This is a genomic window from Rhodococcus shunpengi (genome assembly GCF_048381395.1).
Lineage (GTDB): Bacteria > Actinomycetota > Actinomycetes > Mycobacteriales > Mycobacteriaceae > Rhodococcus.
The window spans coordinates 1-15,876 of sequence record NZ_JBLWIU010000013.1; the positions used below are offsets into that span (position 1 = coordinate 1).

Below are 15,876 nucleotides of genomic sequence, written 5' to 3' on the forward strand. Positions count from 1 at the left end.
GTGGGAGTCGAGGTTTCCGTCGAGGGGCTGACCAAGTCCTTCGGCTCGCAACGTATCTGGCAGGACGTGACGTTGACGTTGCCGGCCGGTGAGGTCAGTGCGTTGCTCGGTCCGTCGGGTACCGGTAAGTCGGTGTTCCTCAAGTCGTTGATCGGTCTGCTGCGCCCGGAGGAGGGCTCGATCGTCATCGACGGCACCGATATTCTGCAGTGCTCGAGCAAGGAGCTCTACGAGATCCGCAAGTTGTTCGGGGTGCTGTTCCAGGACGGTGCGTTGTTCGGGTCGATGAACCTCTACGACAATGTCGCCTTCCCGTTGCGCGAGCACACCCGCAAGTCCGAGTCGGAGATCCGGCAGATCGTGATGAGCAAGCTCGAGCTCGTCGGTCTGCTCGGCGCCGAGGACAAGCTCCCGGGGGAGATCTCCGGGGGGATGCGCAAGCGCGCCGGGCTGGCGCGGGCGTTGGTGCTCGATCCGGAGATCATCCTGGTGGACGAGCCGGATTCGGGTCTCGATCCGGTGCGCACGACCTATATTTCGCAGACGTTGATCGATATCAACGCGGAGATCGATGCGACGATCCTGATCGTGTCGCACAACATCAATCTGGCGCGCACGGTGCCGGACAATATCGGGATGTTGTTCCGTCGGCAGTTGGTGATGTTCGGTCCGCGGGAGGTGTTGTTGACCTCGGATGAGCCGGTGGTCAAGCAGTTCCTCAACGGCACGATGATCGGTCCGATCGGGATGTCGGAGGAGAAGGACGAGGCGACGATGGCGCACGAGCAGGCGCTCGTCGAGGCGGGTCATCATGCCGGTGGTGTCGATGATGTCGAGGGGATCGTGCCGCAGATGCAGGCCACGCCGGGGATGCCGGAGCGGCAGGCGGTGGCGCGTCGGCAGGAGCGGGTGCGCTCGATCCTGCACACTCTGCCCCCGGCCGCCCAGCACGCCATCCTCGACGACTTGGACTCTCAGCCCCGAATCGCGGCGTTCACGGGGTCCGACGCGCCCACCGAACTGATCCCGGTGGTGCTGCGCTAGATAGGGGACGACAGCGACGGCCGGGGCACCTGCCGGCCGGCCAACCGAGCGACGAGTTCCGCGCGACTACCCGATCCCGTCTTCGCATAGACGGATTTGAGGTGGTCGTGCACCGTGTTCGGCGTGATGCCCCGGTGCCGAGCGATCTCGGCCGTCGACAGTCCGCTCAGCACGTCGGTGCACACCTCGCACTCGCGGGCGGTCAGCGCGTACGCAGCGAACAGCATGTCTGTGAGCTCGCTGCCGGCCGCGGGTTCGATCGTGACCGCGGTGCGGGATTCGTCGCCGTCGGTGCTCAACGGCGCCGCACGGACGACGATCCAGCCTCCACCGTCGTTGCGGATACGCGCCCGGAACACTCCGGTCGAACTCGCCCGAGCCCCGAACGTTGCCGCCCGCAACAGCAGTGCCAATCGCAGGGGACCGGCGAGCCATTCCTCCCATGCCCGCGCCGCGACCGTCGATGCGACCGGCTGACCCGCTGGATCCGTCACGATCACCGCCGGTCCCGGATCGGCTCCGGGGCGCGCGTGCAGGGTGTGGACGGCGGCCGCCCGGGTCGCGACGGCCACCGCCGGCGCGACCATCGTCAGGAACTCCAGCTCCCGCTCCGTGAAGTCCGGTCCCGAACGGACGAAACCCGCTGCTCCCCAACAGAACCCGTCCACTGTGAAGACGACCCGCACCTCACGGTCGAGTCCGAGTGGGCACCATACCGCAGCGTGCCGAAGGCTGTGGGCGACTTCGGTCGACGGTAGATCCGAGGCCCGCACCACCGTTCGTCCACTGCGGGCGATGTCTGCGAAGGTCGCGGGATCGTGTCCACCGCATTCCGATTCGGCGAGTAATGGCTCGTATTCGGAGGGAATGCGGTTGCGCCCACTGGTCATCGAACCGAATGCCGGGGTCAGGGGATCGAACAGTGCCCAGCACGTCAGGTCGCTGCGTACAGTGCGATCGACCAGTTCGATGGCACGCTGGTGCAGTGCGGTGACGCCGGCACCGGTGCCCGCGAACGCCAGGATCTCGCGGCGTAGCCGCTCCGCCCGCACTTCGAGCATGAACCCAGTATGCGCCGGATCCGGAAGACGGGAGCATCCCCGATTCAGGGGATGGTCCGGCTGCTTCCGGATCCATAGCGTCGCAGTTGTGTCCACGATTCATCTCCAACGTGCCGGTACGGGCAGGCGATTGTCGGTGCCGGATGCCGTCGTCACCGTGCTGTCGTCCGGTGAACACACCGGCGACGCCTACGAGCTCATGCTGGTCGAGGCGCCCTGCGGCAGCCCACCGCCGCTGCACACCGAGCCCTGGCCCAAGACCTACCACCTGCTGCGCGGCCGGATCCTCGTCCTCCTCGGCGGTGAGGGCTGCGAACTCGCCACCGGTGACACGCTCACCATCGCGGCGGGAACGACGAACAGCTTCTCGGTCCTCACCGACGACGCGGTTTTTCTCCTCGTCTGCCACGGCACCGGGATGAGCGGTTTCTTCACCGACCTCGACGCGCTGGGGGAGGAACACCTGCCCGAGGACGCGCTGACGAGCAGGTTAAGGCAGATCGCTACGCGCTATGGCATCCGATTCGCCGAGGAGGTCTCGCCATGATCGTCGTTGCGCAACTCGCGGCCTTGGTCGCTGCCGCGGTGCATCTGCTGGTCTTCGTGTGGGAGACGATCCTGTTCCGCCGTCCGAGCATCCACCGAGACGTGTTCCGCATCCCGACCGAGGACGTCCAGCCGGTGCGGATGTGGGCGTTCAACGTCGGCTTCTACAACCTCTTCCTCGGATCCGGAGCGCTCGCCGGCGTGATCCTGTGGTGGACCGGCCACGAGACGCCGGGCCGCACCCTCGTCGTCTACACGTGCTCGTTCATGTTCCTGGCCGGCATCGCACTGTTCGCCTCGGATCGGATGGCCATGAGCCGTCCACGCGGGGCCGGGGTCGTGGGGTCGCTGTGCCAGAGCGTGCCGTCGCTGGTCGCGCTCGTGACGCTGGCACTGGCGTAGAGGCGTCGCGGCCGACGATTCGGTGTTGTCGCAACTACCCGTTCAGGCTTCCTCGTCCGAGGTGTGCACGGCGGGAATCGAACCGAATCGCCCGGCCTGGAAGTCCTCCATCGCCTCGATGATCTCGGCGCGGGTGTTCATGACGAACGGACCGGCCATGACGACGCGTTCACGAATCGGCTTGCCTCCGAGCACGAACACCTCGAGGGCGTCGGTGCGCGAATCCTGCGTCGCGGCAGCAGAGATGGTCAGGCTCTCACCCCTGCCGAAGACGGCGGTCTGTCCGGTCCGGATCGGACGGTGTTCCGGTCCGGCCGCGCCATCACCGGCGAGCACGTATGCCAGGGCGTTGAACTCAGGGTTCCACGGCAGGGTGACGCTCGCTCCCGGTGCCACGGTCGCGTGCAGCAGGGTGATCGGCGTGTACGTCGAACCGGGGCCGCGGCGCCCGTCGAGTTCTCCGGCGATCATGCGGATGAGCGCGCCACCGTCGGCCGAGGACAGCAGGGCGACCTCGCCGCCGCCGATGTCCTGGTACCGCGGGGCGACGAACTTCTCGGCCTTGGGCAGGTTCACCCACAGTTGCACGCCGTGGAACAGTCCACCGCTGACCACGAGATGTTCCGGTGGTGCTTCGATGTGCAGGATGCCACTGCCGGCGGTCATCCACTGGGTATCGCCGCCACCGATGGTGCCGCCGCCTCCGTGGGAGTCGCGGTGCTGCATGATGCCGTCGATCATGTAGGTGACGGTCTCGAAGCCGCGGTGCGGATGCCAGGGTGTGCCTTTCGGTTCGCCGGGCGCGTAGTTCACCTCGCCCATCTGATCCATGTGGATGAACGGATCGAGGTACTTCGTCTCGATGCCCGCGAACGCACGGCGAACCGGGAAGCCTTCGCCTTCGAAGCCGCGCGGTGCGGTGGTCACGGACAGGACGGGACGCGAGAGCGCGTCGGGTGCGGGCTCTTCCACGCGGGGAAGAGTGAGAACGTTGTCGACAGTTACGGCAGGCACGGTAACCCCTCTCAGGCATGTAGTTGATTTGTCAACTACCTTACTGCACTCAACCTCCGTCCTCCTCGGGTTGTTCCCAGCCGAGGCGCGCCGCATCCACGACTTGACCCTGACGTAGCGTCAGGGTCGATGCTGAAGCCATGAGGATCAGCGACTTGGCCCAGGCCGCAGGAACCACCGTTCGCGCCGTCCGGCACTACCACCGGCTCGGGCTCATGCCCGAACCCCTACGGACACCCAACGGATACCGCGACTACGAACTCGCCGACCTGGTGCGCCTGCTGCGCATCCGATGGTTGGCCCAGTCGGGTGTTCCACTGGGTTCGGTGGCGACCGTCCTCGGCGGCCACTTCACCGACGGCGCCGACCGCGATGCCGAGTCCGACCTCACCGCAGACCTCGAATCGCTGCTCGAGGCGGCGGATGCCCAGATCCGGACCCTGCAGGTCAAGCGTGATGCTCTCGCCGCGATCCTCGAACGCCACCGCGCCGGCGACCGGCTCTCGCCCTTGCCGTCACCGATCGTCGACGCGTTCGACGAACTCATCGACGGCGAGGACGACCCGCACACCCGGTCGCTGTTCGTCCGCGAACGCGACAGCTGGGAGATGCTCGCACTCACCGGGCAGGCATCGCCGGAGTATCTCGACGCCATGCGAACCCTGCTCGACGACCCCGAACAACGGCACGCGATGGTCGCCGTCTACCGACGCTTCGGAGCGCTCGCCGGACAGGATCCCACCGCGACAGCCGACGAGATCACCGCCGTCATCGACGGCATGACCGCGCTGCTCGACGACATCCCGATCATGGCGGAGGTGCTCGGCTCGTGGGCGGCCGAGGCGGCAACTGCCCTCGAATCGAACACCGAGGTGCTCGCCGAGTTCCTTCCGGACCCGGCCCAGCAGGCCGTCGCGATCGGGTTCGTCCGGCGCGTCGCCGCACAGTCGGGACGGCAGCAGGACGGAATGCGGGCATGACCGGGCGCACCGTCCGGCTCGCCCACCGAGCCGCCCTCGTCCTCACCGTGGCGGTGGCTTGTACGAACGCCGTCCTCGCTGCGCTGGGCGTCTTCACACCGGCGACAGCACTGAAGGTCTGGCTCGGCTTCGAGTTACCTCTCGGGATCCTGGTGCTGATCGTCGGCGCACTGCGCGTCCGAGTTCTACGCCGATCCGGAATACCGTGGGCGGGGGTGCTCGACGAGCTCGTCGGCCGCGTGCCCGCGACCCTGATGCGCGCGGAGTTGAGAAGCTACCGCGCACTGTGGTTCCTGATACGAGGACGTCGCGTCGGCGCCGGCCCCGGGGTGACGACGATCGGCTACACCCGCGGCACGATGAGCGTGCCGATCGCGTGGCTTGTGGCGTCGGTCATCGAGATCGCGGTGGTCCACATACTCGTGCCCTGGGAATGGCTGCGCTGGACCTTGTTGATCGTGTCGGTGTACTCGCTTCTTCCTCTCGTGGGGTGGCTCGCGGATCGTGTCGTCAACCCGCATCTTCTGACGCGGGACGGCCTGGTCCTGCGCTCCGGGCATCAGGTCGTGGCCCATATCGATGCCGACAACCTGCAGCGATGCATCCCGCGCCATCGCTTCCAGCCGACGGAGACGGGCGTGGACGGCGAGGTGCTGTTCCTGCCCGGTCCCGACGGCACCAATCTCGACCTCGTCCTCGCGGAACCCGTCGAGGCCCTGCTGCCGGCATTCTTCGAACATCGCCGCCGTCCGGCGCTCGTGAGCCGGTTCGCGATCCACATCGACGATGCCGCAGCGGCGCGCCGAGTGCTCGACGCCGCGCTCCTCGCCTGACGCGGCGAGGGGGAAATCGACGATTTCGTCCACCGAATCCGTTCCACAGGCGGTGACCTGCGTTTATCGTGGATGCGACGAACGGAGCCTCCGTGTCCCGCAATTCATCCCGAGCCCTCCGCGCTCGCCTCGTCGCCGCGATCGCGTTCCTGTGCGCGAGCATCACGGTCACCGTGCCCCCGGCCGCCGGCGCCGAACCGGCCTTGTGCGCGTGGCGGTTCATGTCGAACGAGACGGTGCTCAACGTGGCGTTCCCCGACGTCAACGCCACCTACTGGGTGCTGCCCTATGCGCTGGGCCCGGGCGACTCGATCGAGGTGTCCGGCACCTATCCGGCCGCACGATACTTCTCGCTCAACACCTACGGCACGAACTTCGACACCGTCGACACGCTGCGTGACGACATGATCGTGCCGGATTCGGGCAGCGGGAACCCCTTCGCGGATGCGGCGGCGCGGAATCTTCCTCCGTCACAGCAGAAGTGGCGTGCCACCGTGGTACCCGGTCCGGCGGACCACGCGCGCAACGAGATCCGCGGGGTTCGAGAGGGGCAGAGCACCCCGGTGGGCTTCCTGATCATCCGCGTGTACGTGCCCGACGACGCCACATCTGTCAGCGGCGGCGTGCCGTTGCCCGAGGTGACCATGCGCCTCGGTGGGGCGACGATGCTCAGGCAGCCGTGCGAGCAACCGTTCGACCCGAACTCCTACACCGGACCCGTCGCACAGTTCGCGCAGGCAGGTTTCGACCAGGTCATCGCCGGTGCGGCGAGCGGTGCGTTCCCCGGTGGCACACCCGAGACGGTGTTCGTGAACCCGGCGAGTTCGTCGGGCCTGTTCCCCAACGGCGACAACAAGTATCTCGGAACGGCGCTGACCTACCAGCCGGGGCGGATCGTCGTGGTGCGGGCCAAGGCGCCACTGTTCCCCGACACCCGTGCGGGAGTGCCGGTCACGGTTCCCGATCAGCAGGTGCGGTACTGGTCGATGTGTCAGAACGATCTGGTCTCGCCGTATCCGGTGGTGGCGTGTGCCGGCGACTTCGAGACCGCGCTCGACGCGTCGGGCTACTACACGTACGTGATTGCTGCACCCACCGACCTTCCCTCGGTCGCCGACCCGACCGTGACCGTGCTGCCGTGGGGCGATACCACGGTGCCGAAGAAGGTGCTGTTCCTGCGCTACATGCTGCCGTCGTCGGCCTTCTACCCGCAGTCGATCCAGGCGTCGCAGGCGACCGGCACCGATCCTGCGACGGTGATGGGTCCGTACTATCCCGAGGCCGTGTACTGCTCCGCGACGACCTTCGTCGCCGGAGGCTACGCGGCATGCCGGGACGAAGCCGCGGGCTGACTCTCCGGGACGCGATGGTGCGGTGATCGCACACTGCGCACGAGAATTTTCTGATAGACGAGTGCAATGAACGATGACGCCCGACGCGGGACTCCGCCGAAGGATGCGCGTGCCGTCGAGGTGCAGGAACTCGTCGTGGTGGTCGGTGAGCGGCTGCAACGGCGGTCCGACGAGATCGTTGCGAGCATGGACGCGGCGATCGAGTCGGTCGTCGAGGATCTCGGCGAGTCCGAACTGACGGACATGCTGCGGGCGAGTGTGGAGGGCAATGTCGCCACGATCCTGCACATGATCAGCCACGACATCCCGCTCGATCGCATTCAGCCGATCACCGCGGCCACGGAGTATGCGGTGAGGCTCGCGCGGCACGGCGTTCCTGCGGCGGCGCTGCGGCGGGCGTACCACATCGGCTCCGACGACCTGTTCAACCAGGTGTTCGCCGAGATCCAGCAGCTCGATTGTGCACCCGACCTGAAACTCGAGCTGCTCCATCATTTCGCCGGGTGGATGCACAAGTACGTGGACTGGATGACGCGCGTCGTGCTCGACGCGCACGAAGAGGAGCAGCGGGTGCTGGTCCAGCAGTCCGAGAACGTGACGTCGGCGCTGGTGGAGCAGGTGTTGAGCGGCGGTGCGTTCGATACCGAGGAGTTCGCGACGAAGACGGGTTACCGGCTCGACGGAACCCACCTCGGTGCGATCGTGTGGATCGAAGGCCCGGCCCAGGGTGCAGACCAGACACCCGCGCTCGCGGTGGTGGCGGAGACTCTCACCGTCGCGGCCGGTGGGGGAGGCTCACCCCTGTTCGTGCCGGTGGATCGGCGCACGGCCTGGTTGTGGACGACGGCCGGTGGCACGGTCGTCGACGTGTCACGCCTTCGGACGGCTGTGCAGGCCGTCCCCGGGTTGCGCGTGGCGTTCGGGAAGCCGGGGGTCGGGGTCGCGGGATTCCGGCGGAGTCACGAGCAGGCCGAGGTGGTGCGGATCGTCGCGAGCACCGCGACCGTTCGGCACAGCCGAGCGGTGTACTACGGCGAGGACGGCATGTCCGCGACGGCGGTGCTGGCGCGCGATCTCGCGACGACCAGGCGTTTCGTCGCCGATACGCTGGGGCGGCTCGCGATCGACAGCCCGGCCGCGGAGCGGTTGCGGGACACGACGCGGGTGTTCCTGCGGACCGGCGGAAGCTATGTGCAGACGTCCGAGGAACTCGTCCTCCACCGGAACACCGTGAAGTACCGGCTGCAGAAGGCGGAGGACGAACGGGGGCGGCCGATCTCCGACAACCGGCTGGATCTCGAGTTGGCTCTGCACGTCTGTCATGTGCTCGGACGACCCGTGCTGATTCCCAAGGAGAAGCGTTCGTCCGGCCGCTGACCCGATTTTTGTGCAGGATCGACAAGAGAAGCGTCGAAGTTGGTCTCGTGGGGACGTGTCCTGGATCACGCCGGCAGCATAGTGTCGTGCATCACAACCGATACGTGCTCGTCGGACCGAGGAGCTGTAGATGCCCTTCTCCCGCTTTCCCTTCCTCCCCTGGAACGTCCCCGCCGAGGATCGCTCTCGTGCGGCGGTCCGGGACGACAGGCTCGAACTCACTTACGCTCAGCTCGACGACCGAACCCGCGCTGTCGCAGCACAGTTCGCGCGGCACGGCGTCGGCGCGGGCGACATCGTCGCGATCATGCTGCCGAACCGGGTCGAACTGCTCGTCGCGATGCTCGCGTCGTGGCGTCTCGGTGCTGCTGCGACACCCGTCAATCCGGCGTTCACGGAATCCGAAGCGGCCTATCAGATCTCGGACTCCGGCGCTGTCCTGGTGGTCAACCACTCGGTGGACGCACCGGCCGGCGGCCGACCCAGCATCGCAGTGGACGATCTCGCCGACGAGGGCGACGGCCCCGACCCTGTGGCCCTGCGCGGCGACGAATTGAGCCTGGTCATCTACACCAGCGGGTCCACCGGACGGCCGAAGGGCGTGATGCTCGATCACGACAACGCCGAGGCCATGTCGTCGACGATGGCGCAGCATTTCCGTCTCACCGCCGACGACCACTGCATGCTCGTCCTGCCATTGTTCCACGTCAACGCGATCATGGTGAGTGCACTGGCGGTCTGGCGTTCGCACGGACAGCTCAGTGTCATCGGGTCGTTCTCCGCGACCCGGTTCTTCGACCACGTGGAAAAGCTCCGTCCCACATACTTTTCCGCTGTACCCGCGATCTACGCGATGCTCGCGGCGTTGCCCGACACCGTGAGCCCCGACACCTCGTCGCTGCGGTTCGTGGTGTGCGGCGCCGCGCCGGTATCGAAGGAACTGCTGCAGCGGTGCCACGACCGCTTCGGCTTCGTCATGGTCGAGGGATACGGACTCACCGAAGCGACCTGTGCGTCCGCCTGCAATCCCGTCGACGGTGTCCGCAAACTCGGAACGGTCGGACCGGCACTGCCCGGACAGCGGATCGGGATCATGTCCCCGGAGGATGAACTGCTGGCACCCGGCGAGACAGGGGAGGTGGTCATCGCGGGACCGACGGTCATGCGTGGCTACCTCGATCGCCCCGATGCGACCGCCGAGACCGTCCGCGACGGTTGGCTGCACACCGGGGACATCGGGCTCCTGGACGAGGACGGTTATCTGCGCATCGTCGACCGCGTCAAGGACATGATCATCCGCGGAGGTGAGAACATCTATCCCAAGGAGATCGAAACCGTCCTGACCTCGGTCGACGACGTTCTCGAAGCCGCGGTCGTCGGGCGGCCCGACCCGGTCCTCGGCGAGGTTCCCGTCGCCTACGTGGAGCTGTACCCGGATGCGACGACGACCGCCGAGGACCTCCTCGAGCACTGCCGGCGGCACCTGATGCGCGCGAAGGTGCCCGAGCGGATCGACATCCTCGACGCGCTACCGAAGAACCCCGTCGGCAAGATCGACAAACCCTCACTCAGGCGCGCATTGCAACACGCCTGACCCTCATCCCTCGTCCTACCTCGACGCGAGTGCCCCTCGCGGTGATGAGCCCTGCCCACCTTCAGGAGTCACAATGGGATTCAAGACGGCAGACATGCCACCGGTCGACCCGGCCACCTACGACGACATGCCCTTCATGGAGCGCATGCGGGTGCTGGCGACCCACTGGGCCGAATACGGTTTCGGCAGCCCCAAACAGATGCACATGCTCTACGTGTACAAGCTGATCTTCTACGTTCTCGGTGGGGTGGCGGTCGTCGGACTCACCACGCCCGGACTGGGTTTCGCCGATCTCGCCGACTGGTGGGGCGAGCCGATCGTCTACCAGAAGCTGATGGTGTGGACGATCCTGTTCGAGATCACCGGCTACGCGTCGTCCTCCGGCCCGCTGGCGTTCAAGTTCAAGCCGTTCACGGGTGGCTGGCGTTACTGGACCCGCCGCGGCACCCTGCGGCTCCCACCCTGGCCGAAGGTGGTGCCGTTCACCCGCGGTGACCATCGCACCGTCGTCGATGTCGCGATCTACTTCGCGCTCCTGGCCACGCTGCTGTTCCTACTGCTCGGACCCGGCGTCACGACCGCTACCCTGCCGGGAAGCGAGGTCGGGTTGCTCCCGCAGTGGGCGCTGCTGACCTATGTCGGCCTCATCGTCGTCATGGGTCTGCGCGACCGCGTGGTCTTCCTGGCCGCACGCTCGGAACAGTACGTCGCCGTCATGTTCTTCTTCGGCATCTTCAGCAACCACGTCGACATGATCCTGGCCGCCAAGATCGCGCTGGTCACCGTGTGGTTCGGCGCAGGTGTCTCCAAATTCGGTCACCACTTCACCAATGTGATCCCGCCGATGCTCAGCAACACCCCGTGGATCACTTCGAAGCGGTTCAAGCGCTCGCTCTACCGCAACTTCCCGCAGGATCTTCGTCCGTCGAAGGTCAGCTGGTTCCTTGCCCACGTCTGCGGCACCGTCGTCGAACTCGTCGTCCCGCTGGTGCTGCTGTTCTCGACGAACACGACGATCACCTGGCTCGCCATCATCGGCATGGTCATGTTCCACATCTTCATCACCTCGACCTTCCCGCTGGCGGTCCCGCTCGAGTGGAACGTCTTCTACATGTTCGCCGCCGTCTGGCTCTTCGGTGGATTCCCCGCCGGCGCCGGCTACGGGGTGGGCGACGTAAGCTCCGTTTGGATCCTCGCGCCGATCCTCGTCGCCTTCCTGCTGTTCCCGATCCTCGGCAACCTGCGCCCCGACCTCGTCTCCTTCCTGCCGTCGATGCGTCAGTACGCCGGCAACTGGGCGTCGGCCCTGTGGGCCTTCCGCGGTGACGAGGCGGAGAACAAGCTCAACGAGAACCTCACCAAGTTCAACGACAACCAGATCGACCAGCTGAGTGGGGCGTTCGGCAAGGAGGTCGCCGAGATCTTCATGCAGAAGGCAGTCGCATGGCGCACCATGCACAGCCAGGGTCGCGGCCTGATGTCGCTGATGATGCGGCACCTCGACAAGCTCGAGAACTACCGCATCCGCGAAGGCGAGTTCACCTGCACGACCCTGGTGGGCTGGCAGTTCGGCGACGGTCACCTGCACAACGAGCAGACCATCAGCGCGGTGCAGGAACGGTGCCGGTTCGAACCGGGAGAATGCGTCATCGTGTGGATCGAGTCCCAGCCGATCCATCGGAAGACGCTGGATTACAAGGTGATCGACGCGGCGCTCGGTGTCGTCGAGCGCGGTCACTATCACATCGAGGACGCGGTCTCTGCGCAGCCGTGGCTGCCCGACGGCCCGATCCCGCACACCGTCACCTGGCGGATGTCCGGCTACGAACCAGCCGGGACGGCCTACCTCCACCCGCAGGTCCGGCCCGATCGTGTCAAGGTTGGAGCATGACCGACGCGGTGATAGTCGGCAGCGGGCCCAACGGGCTCGCTGCCGCCGTCGTCCTCTCCTCCGAGGGCGTACGGGTACGAGTGCTCGAGGCAGCAGAGACGATCGGTGGCGGTACGCGCAGCAGCGAACTGACCCTGCCGGGCCTGCTCCACGACGAATGCAGCGGCTTCCACCCGCTGGCCGTGGACACACCCTTCAGCCGGGAGTACGACCTCGCGGAACACGGGCTGAGCTGGTCGTGGCCCGAGGTGCAGTACACCCATCCGCTCGACGGCGGACGTGGCGGCGCGGCCTATCGATCTGTAGACGACACCGCCGCGGAACTCGGGACCGACGGGTCCATGTGGCGCCGGATCTTCGGCGCGCTGACCGAACGATTCGGCGGCATCACCGAGGACTTCCTGCGCCCGATGCTGCACGTGCCCGTCCATCCGGTGCTACTCGCCAGATTCGGGATGTTCGCCGCGATGCCCGCCGACGTGCTCGCACGCGCCTGGTCCACACCCGAGGCGCGCGCCCTCTTCGGTGGGGTGGCGGCCCACGCCCTGCGGCCCTTCGGCTCGCCGATGTCCTCGGCCATCGGCGTCGCGCTGGGCACGGCCGCGCACGCCTACGGGTGGCCGGTCGCGCAGGGCGGATCGCGCGCCATCGCCGCAGCGATGGCGTCACTGATCGAGAAGAACGGCGGCACCGTCGAAACCGGGGTACGCGTGGAGTCCCTCGACGAACTCGGCGACCCCGATCTGGTGTTCCTCGACACCTCACCCGCCGACGCCGTGCGGATCGTCGGCGACAGGCTGCCCCGCCGCACCGCCCGCGCCTACCGCCGGTACAAGCACGGTCCGGGGGCGTTCAAGGTCGAGTACGCCGTCGAGGGCACCGTGCCCTGGCAGCACGAACCGTCCCGCCGCGCCGGCACCGTCCACGTCTGCGGTTCGTACGCCGAGACGGCGGCAGCCGAACGCCAGGTGAACCGGGGGATCATGCCCGATCGTCCCTACGTCCTGGTCGGCCAACAGTTCCTCGCCGACCCGTCGCGATCCGCAGGGAACCTGAACCCGCTCTACGCCTACGCGCACGTCCCGCACGGGTACACCGGCGACGCGACCGAGCCGATCACCGCACAGATCGAACGGTTCGCCCCGGGCTTCCGCGACACGATCCGTGCCGTGCACGTGCGGACGACGACCGAGATGTCGGTCCACAACGCGAACTACGTGGGTGGGGACATCGTCACCGGAGCCAACAGTGCGGTGCAACTCGTGCTCCGGCCCCGCCCGGCACTGGACCCGTACGCGACCGGCGTTCCCGGGGTGTACCTGTGCTCGGCGGCGACTCCGCCGGGTGCCGGGGCGCACGGCATGTGCGGCTACCACGCCGCCCGGTCGGCGTTGGCGTACCTGCAGACACGAGGTGATCTTCCGGGGTGAATGTGCGGTGACGGGCGCGCGCGGCGCGCGAAACTTCGCACACGCAAATAACATTCTCCCGACATGCACTCCCCCCGGTGCTGAAGGAGCCCCCGTGACCGCAACCACCCCCCACCCTGCCCAGAACGCGCCGCGTGAAGACGACGGCTACTTCGGCCCCGGCTCCGTCTCGTGGAGGGTGTACGCCGACCCGTCCTCTCGCGTCGCGGGCATGGCGGGTCTGCTGCTGCAGGCACTCAACCCCGGGATGATGCGGCTGTTCGAGCACGCGTCGGCCGCGTACGTCGATCCGAAGGGGCGGGACGAGCGCACCGGCCGCTATCTCGACACGGTCATGTTCGGTGACAAGGCCCATGCGGATGCCGCCGCTGCGTCGGTGCGCCGCATGCACGCGCACGCCGTCTGGGACGACCCGCACACCGGCACCACGCTGCGCGCCGACGAGCCCGCGTGGATCGACTGGACGCACAACGCCCTCGCGTTCGCGCTGCTGCGCGGTGCGGAAGCCTTCGGCCTCGACCTGACCCCGGCCGAGCAGGACAAGTTCGTCGTCGAGCAGCACATCGCCGCAGAACTCGTCGGCGCGGACCCGGTCCGCCTGCCCGCTACCCGGGCCGACCTCGAGGCGTACGTCGACGAGCAGCGCCACTGGTTGTCGCTGTCGCTCGCGGCCGCCGAGGTGACGCACGCGCTCCGCAAGCCGAACCTGTGGGGCAATCCGGTGAAGGTGTTCACCTTCGTCGTCGTGCAGGACGGCATGCTGTCGCTGCTGCCGGAGTGGGCGCGCCTGATGTACGGAATCGAGGGGCGCCCGATGAACCTGCGCGCCGCGGCACGCACCACCAAGCGGCTCATCGGCATCGCTCGTAAGAACGAGTCGTACGACAAGATGGTCGCCGAGATCACCACGCGCATCGACGAGGCTCCCTACCGCAAGGTGCGTGCGCGCAAGGCCTGACCCTGTCTCAGAAGGAGGGATTCGGCCGGACGAACCGTTCGTCGATGTCGGCGATCGATCGGGCGCCGGTCAATGCCATGGTGAGGTCGAACTCGGCGATCACGTTGCGGATCACCTCCTCGACACCCTGTCGACCTGCGATCGCCAATCCGTACATGTAGGGCCGGCCGAGCAGCACGGCGTCCGCGCCGAGCGCGAGCGCAACGAAGACGTCGGCACCGCTTCGGATCCCGCTGTCCAGCAGCACGGTCGGCTCCCGGCCGATCGCGGCACGGATGTCGAGCAGGGCATCGAGCGAGGCGATCGATCCGTCGACCTGGCGTCCACCGTGGTTCGACACGACGAGGGCGTCGACTCCGAGATCCACGGCGCGACGCGCATCGTCGGGATGCAGAATTCCCTTGAGCACGATGGGAAGTCGCGTCCGATCACGCAACGTTGCCAGATGCTCCCAGCTCAGTCCCGGATTGGAGTAGATGTCGAGGAAGGTCTCCGCGGCGGCGCGCGGCACGGGGGAGCGGAGGTTGTCGAGGAGTCGACCCGGATGGTTGCGGGTCATCGACAGCAGCGTGCGGATCGCGCCGAGTGTGACATCGGGTCGCTCCGTCACCATCTCGCGGGCGGCGTCGATCCGCTCCCGGACGATGTCGAGGAAGCGGGGATCCGAGGTGTACTGTGCGATGCCCTCGCCACGTGCGAACGGCAGCGACCCGAGATTCAGGTCCTGCGGACGCCACCCCAGCATCGTCGTGTCGAGGGTGACGACGACGGCTTCGGCGCCGGCTGCTTCGGCCCGTCGCAGCAGGCTGTCGACGAGATCCTCGTCGGAACTCCAGTACAGCTGGAACCAGCGGGACGCAGAGCCCATCGCGCCGGCACAGTCCTCCATGGAATTGCAGCCTTGGTTGGAGAAGATGTACGGCACGCCGGTCGCGGCAGCCGCCCGCGCGATCGCCAGGTCGCTGTCGGCAGCCATCAACGCTCCCGCCCCGATCGGGGCCAGCAGCAGCGGCGAGGAGAGCGACGTGCCCGCCACGGTCGTACGCAGGTCGCGTTCGGTGATGCCGTGGGCCATGCGCGGGACGAACGCCCACCGGTCGAACGCGCGCCGATTGTTGCGCATGGTGCGTCCCTCACCGGCACCGCCCGCGACATACGCCCAGGCCCGCTTCGAACTCGCACGTCGGGCGGCGCGTTCGAGGTCGCCGAAGGACGTCGGAACGGCCGGACGCCGGCCCAACGCTCCATTGCGGTACACGACCCCCTGACGTTCCCGGCCGGGGCCGGCGGGTGCAGATGCGGCAGTTTCGGTCACGAGTGAGTTCCCCTCTCGAGCGGTGGCGCTTGTCGATCCTTCCTCACGAACCCGGTCGAGTGAACCGGTTACCGGTGTC

General features: G+C 67.2%; 14 protein-coding genes. 11 read left to right on the forward strand and 3 right to left on the reverse strand.

Translation table 11 applies throughout. The annotated features are described in order from the left end of the window. Positions 1–1,044: ABC transporter ATP-binding protein (locus tag ACNJ7K_RS09715; protein WP_487041571.1), on the forward strand; the 1,044-nt coding region annotated here is incomplete at its 5' end. Here ACNJ7K_RS09715 and ACNJ7K_RS09720 read toward each other — a convergent pair. Further along, positions 1,041–2,105 carry a helix-turn-helix transcriptional regulator gene (locus ACNJ7K_RS09720; RefSeq protein ID WP_159418317.1) on the reverse strand — a complete coding sequence of 355 codons (1,065 nt, stop codon included), beginning with the start codon at positions 2,103–2,105 and terminating at the stop codon, positions 1,041–1,043. The genes ACNJ7K_RS09715 and ACNJ7K_RS09720 overlap by 4 nt on opposite strands. A gap of 88 nt (positions 2,106–2,193) precedes the next feature. On the opposite strand from ACNJ7K_RS09720, the gene ACNJ7K_RS09725 reads away from it, so the two are divergent. Continuing rightward, a complete protein-coding gene (locus ACNJ7K_RS09725; RefSeq protein WP_159418316.1) occupies positions 2,194–2,652 on the forward strand; it encodes a cupin domain-containing protein in 459 nt (152 codons plus the stop codon). After that, on the forward strand, positions 2,649–3,053 hold the full coding sequence (locus tag ACNJ7K_RS09730; protein ID WP_120282600.1) for a DUF1304 domain-containing protein: 405 nt from the start codon (positions 2,649–2,651) through the stop codon (positions 3,051–3,053). The genes ACNJ7K_RS09725 and ACNJ7K_RS09730 overlap by 4 nt, the downstream gene beginning before the upstream one ends. A gap of 42 nt (positions 3,054–3,095) precedes the next feature. Here ACNJ7K_RS09730 and ACNJ7K_RS09735 read toward each other — a convergent pair whose 3' ends face one another. After that, positions 3,096–4,067 carry a pirin family protein gene (locus ACNJ7K_RS09735; protein WP_159418315.1) on the reverse strand — a complete coding sequence of 324 codons (972 nt, stop codon included), beginning with the start codon at positions 4,065–4,067 and terminating at the stop codon, positions 3,096–3,098. A gap of 140 nt (positions 4,068–4,207) precedes the next feature. Here ACNJ7K_RS09735 and ACNJ7K_RS09740 point away from each other — a divergent pair, with 140 nt between their 5' ends. From ACNJ7K_RS09740 to ACNJ7K_RS09775, 8 genes are all read left to right on the forward strand, one after another. Continuing rightward, positions 4,208–5,047, forward strand: a complete 840-nt coding sequence (locus ACNJ7K_RS09740) for a MerR family DNA-binding transcriptional regulator (RefSeq protein WP_487041572.1) — start codon at positions 4,208–4,210, stop codon at positions 5,045–5,047. Then, entirely contained in the window at positions 5,044–5,880 is an 837-nt protein-coding gene (locus ACNJ7K_RS09745) for a hypothetical protein (RefSeq protein ID WP_159418313.1), read from the forward strand. The genes ACNJ7K_RS09740 and ACNJ7K_RS09745 overlap by 4 nt, the downstream gene beginning before the upstream one ends. Before the next feature lie 92 nt (positions 5,881–5,972). Then, on the forward strand, positions 5,973–7,232 hold the full coding sequence (locus tag ACNJ7K_RS09750; RefSeq protein WP_404817793.1) for a hypothetical protein: 1,260 nt from the start codon (positions 5,973–5,975) through the stop codon (positions 7,230–7,232). A gap of 66 nt (positions 7,233–7,298) precedes the next feature. Next, positions 7,299–8,609 (forward strand): PucR family transcriptional regulator, encoded by a 1,311-nt coding sequence (locus ACNJ7K_RS09755; protein ID WP_268655708.1) that lies wholly within the window; start codon positions 7,299–7,301, stop codon positions 8,607–8,609. Positions 8,610–8,739: 130 nt separating this feature from the next. Beyond that, positions 8,740–10,203: a class I adenylate-forming enzyme family protein gene (locus ACNJ7K_RS09760; RefSeq protein WP_268655709.1), complete on the forward strand. Its 1,464-nt coding sequence runs from the start codon at positions 8,740–8,742 to the stop codon at positions 10,201–10,203. Positions 10,204–10,276: 73 nt separating this feature from the next. Continuing rightward, positions 10,277–12,094, forward strand: coding sequence for a DUF3556 domain-containing protein (locus ACNJ7K_RS09765; protein WP_159418310.1), 1,818 nt, complete (start codon positions 10,277–10,279; stop codon positions 12,092–12,094). After that, positions 12,091–13,524 carry a phytoene desaturase family protein gene (locus tag ACNJ7K_RS09770; RefSeq protein ID WP_159418309.1) on the forward strand — a complete coding sequence of 478 codons (1,434 nt, stop codon included), beginning with the start codon at positions 12,091–12,093 and terminating at the stop codon, positions 13,522–13,524. Before ACNJ7K_RS09765 ends, ACNJ7K_RS09770 begins: the two co-directional genes overlap by 4 nt. A gap of 94 nt (positions 13,525–13,618) precedes the next feature. Next, positions 13,619–14,482 carry an oxygenase MpaB family protein gene (locus ACNJ7K_RS09775; protein ID WP_159418308.1) on the forward strand — a complete coding sequence of 288 codons (864 nt, stop codon included), beginning with the start codon at positions 13,619–13,621 and terminating at the stop codon, positions 14,480–14,482. Between the two features lie 7 nt (positions 14,483–14,489). On the opposite strand, the gene ACNJ7K_RS09780 is transcribed toward ACNJ7K_RS09775, so the two are convergent. Further along, a complete protein-coding gene (locus ACNJ7K_RS09780) occupies positions 14,490–15,797 on the reverse strand; it encodes an alpha-hydroxy-acid oxidizing protein (RefSeq protein ID WP_159418307.1) in 1,308 nt (435 codons plus the stop codon). Between the last annotated feature and the right edge of the window lie 79 nt (positions 15,798–15,876).

What these genes read in the sequence shown, in the direction of transcription:
- ACNJ7K_RS09720 (WP_159418317.1), bottom strand. Translation starts at nt 2,105, where the DNA reads ATGCTCGAAGTGCGGGCGGAGCGGCTACGCCGCGAGATCCTGGCGTTC.
- ACNJ7K_RS09755 (WP_268655708.1), top strand. Translation starts at nt 7,299, where the DNA reads ATGAACGATGACGCCCGACGCGGGACTCCGCCGAAGGATGCGCGTGCC.
- ACNJ7K_RS09740 (WP_487041572.1), top strand. Translation starts at nt 4,208, where the DNA reads ATGAGGATCAGCGACTTGGCCCAGGCCGCAGGAACCACCGTTCGCGCC.
- ACNJ7K_RS09765 (WP_159418310.1), top strand. Translation starts at nt 10,277, where the DNA reads ATGGGATTCAAGACGGCAGACATGCCACCGGTCGACCCGGCCACCTAC.
- ACNJ7K_RS09745 (WP_159418313.1), top strand. Translation starts at nt 5,044, where the DNA reads ATGACCGGGCGCACCGTCCGGCTCGCCCACCGAGCCGCCCTCGTCCTC.
- ACNJ7K_RS09730 (WP_120282600.1), top strand. Translation starts at nt 2,649, where the DNA reads ATGATCGTCGTTGCGCAACTCGCGGCCTTGGTCGCTGCCGCGGTGCAT.
- ACNJ7K_RS09770 (WP_159418309.1), top strand. Translation starts at nt 12,091, where the DNA reads ATGACCGACGCGGTGATAGTCGGCAGCGGGCCCAACGGGCTCGCTGCC.
- ACNJ7K_RS09760 (WP_268655709.1), top strand. Translation starts at nt 8,740, where the DNA reads ATGCCCTTCTCCCGCTTTCCCTTCCTCCCCTGGAACGTCCCCGCCGAG.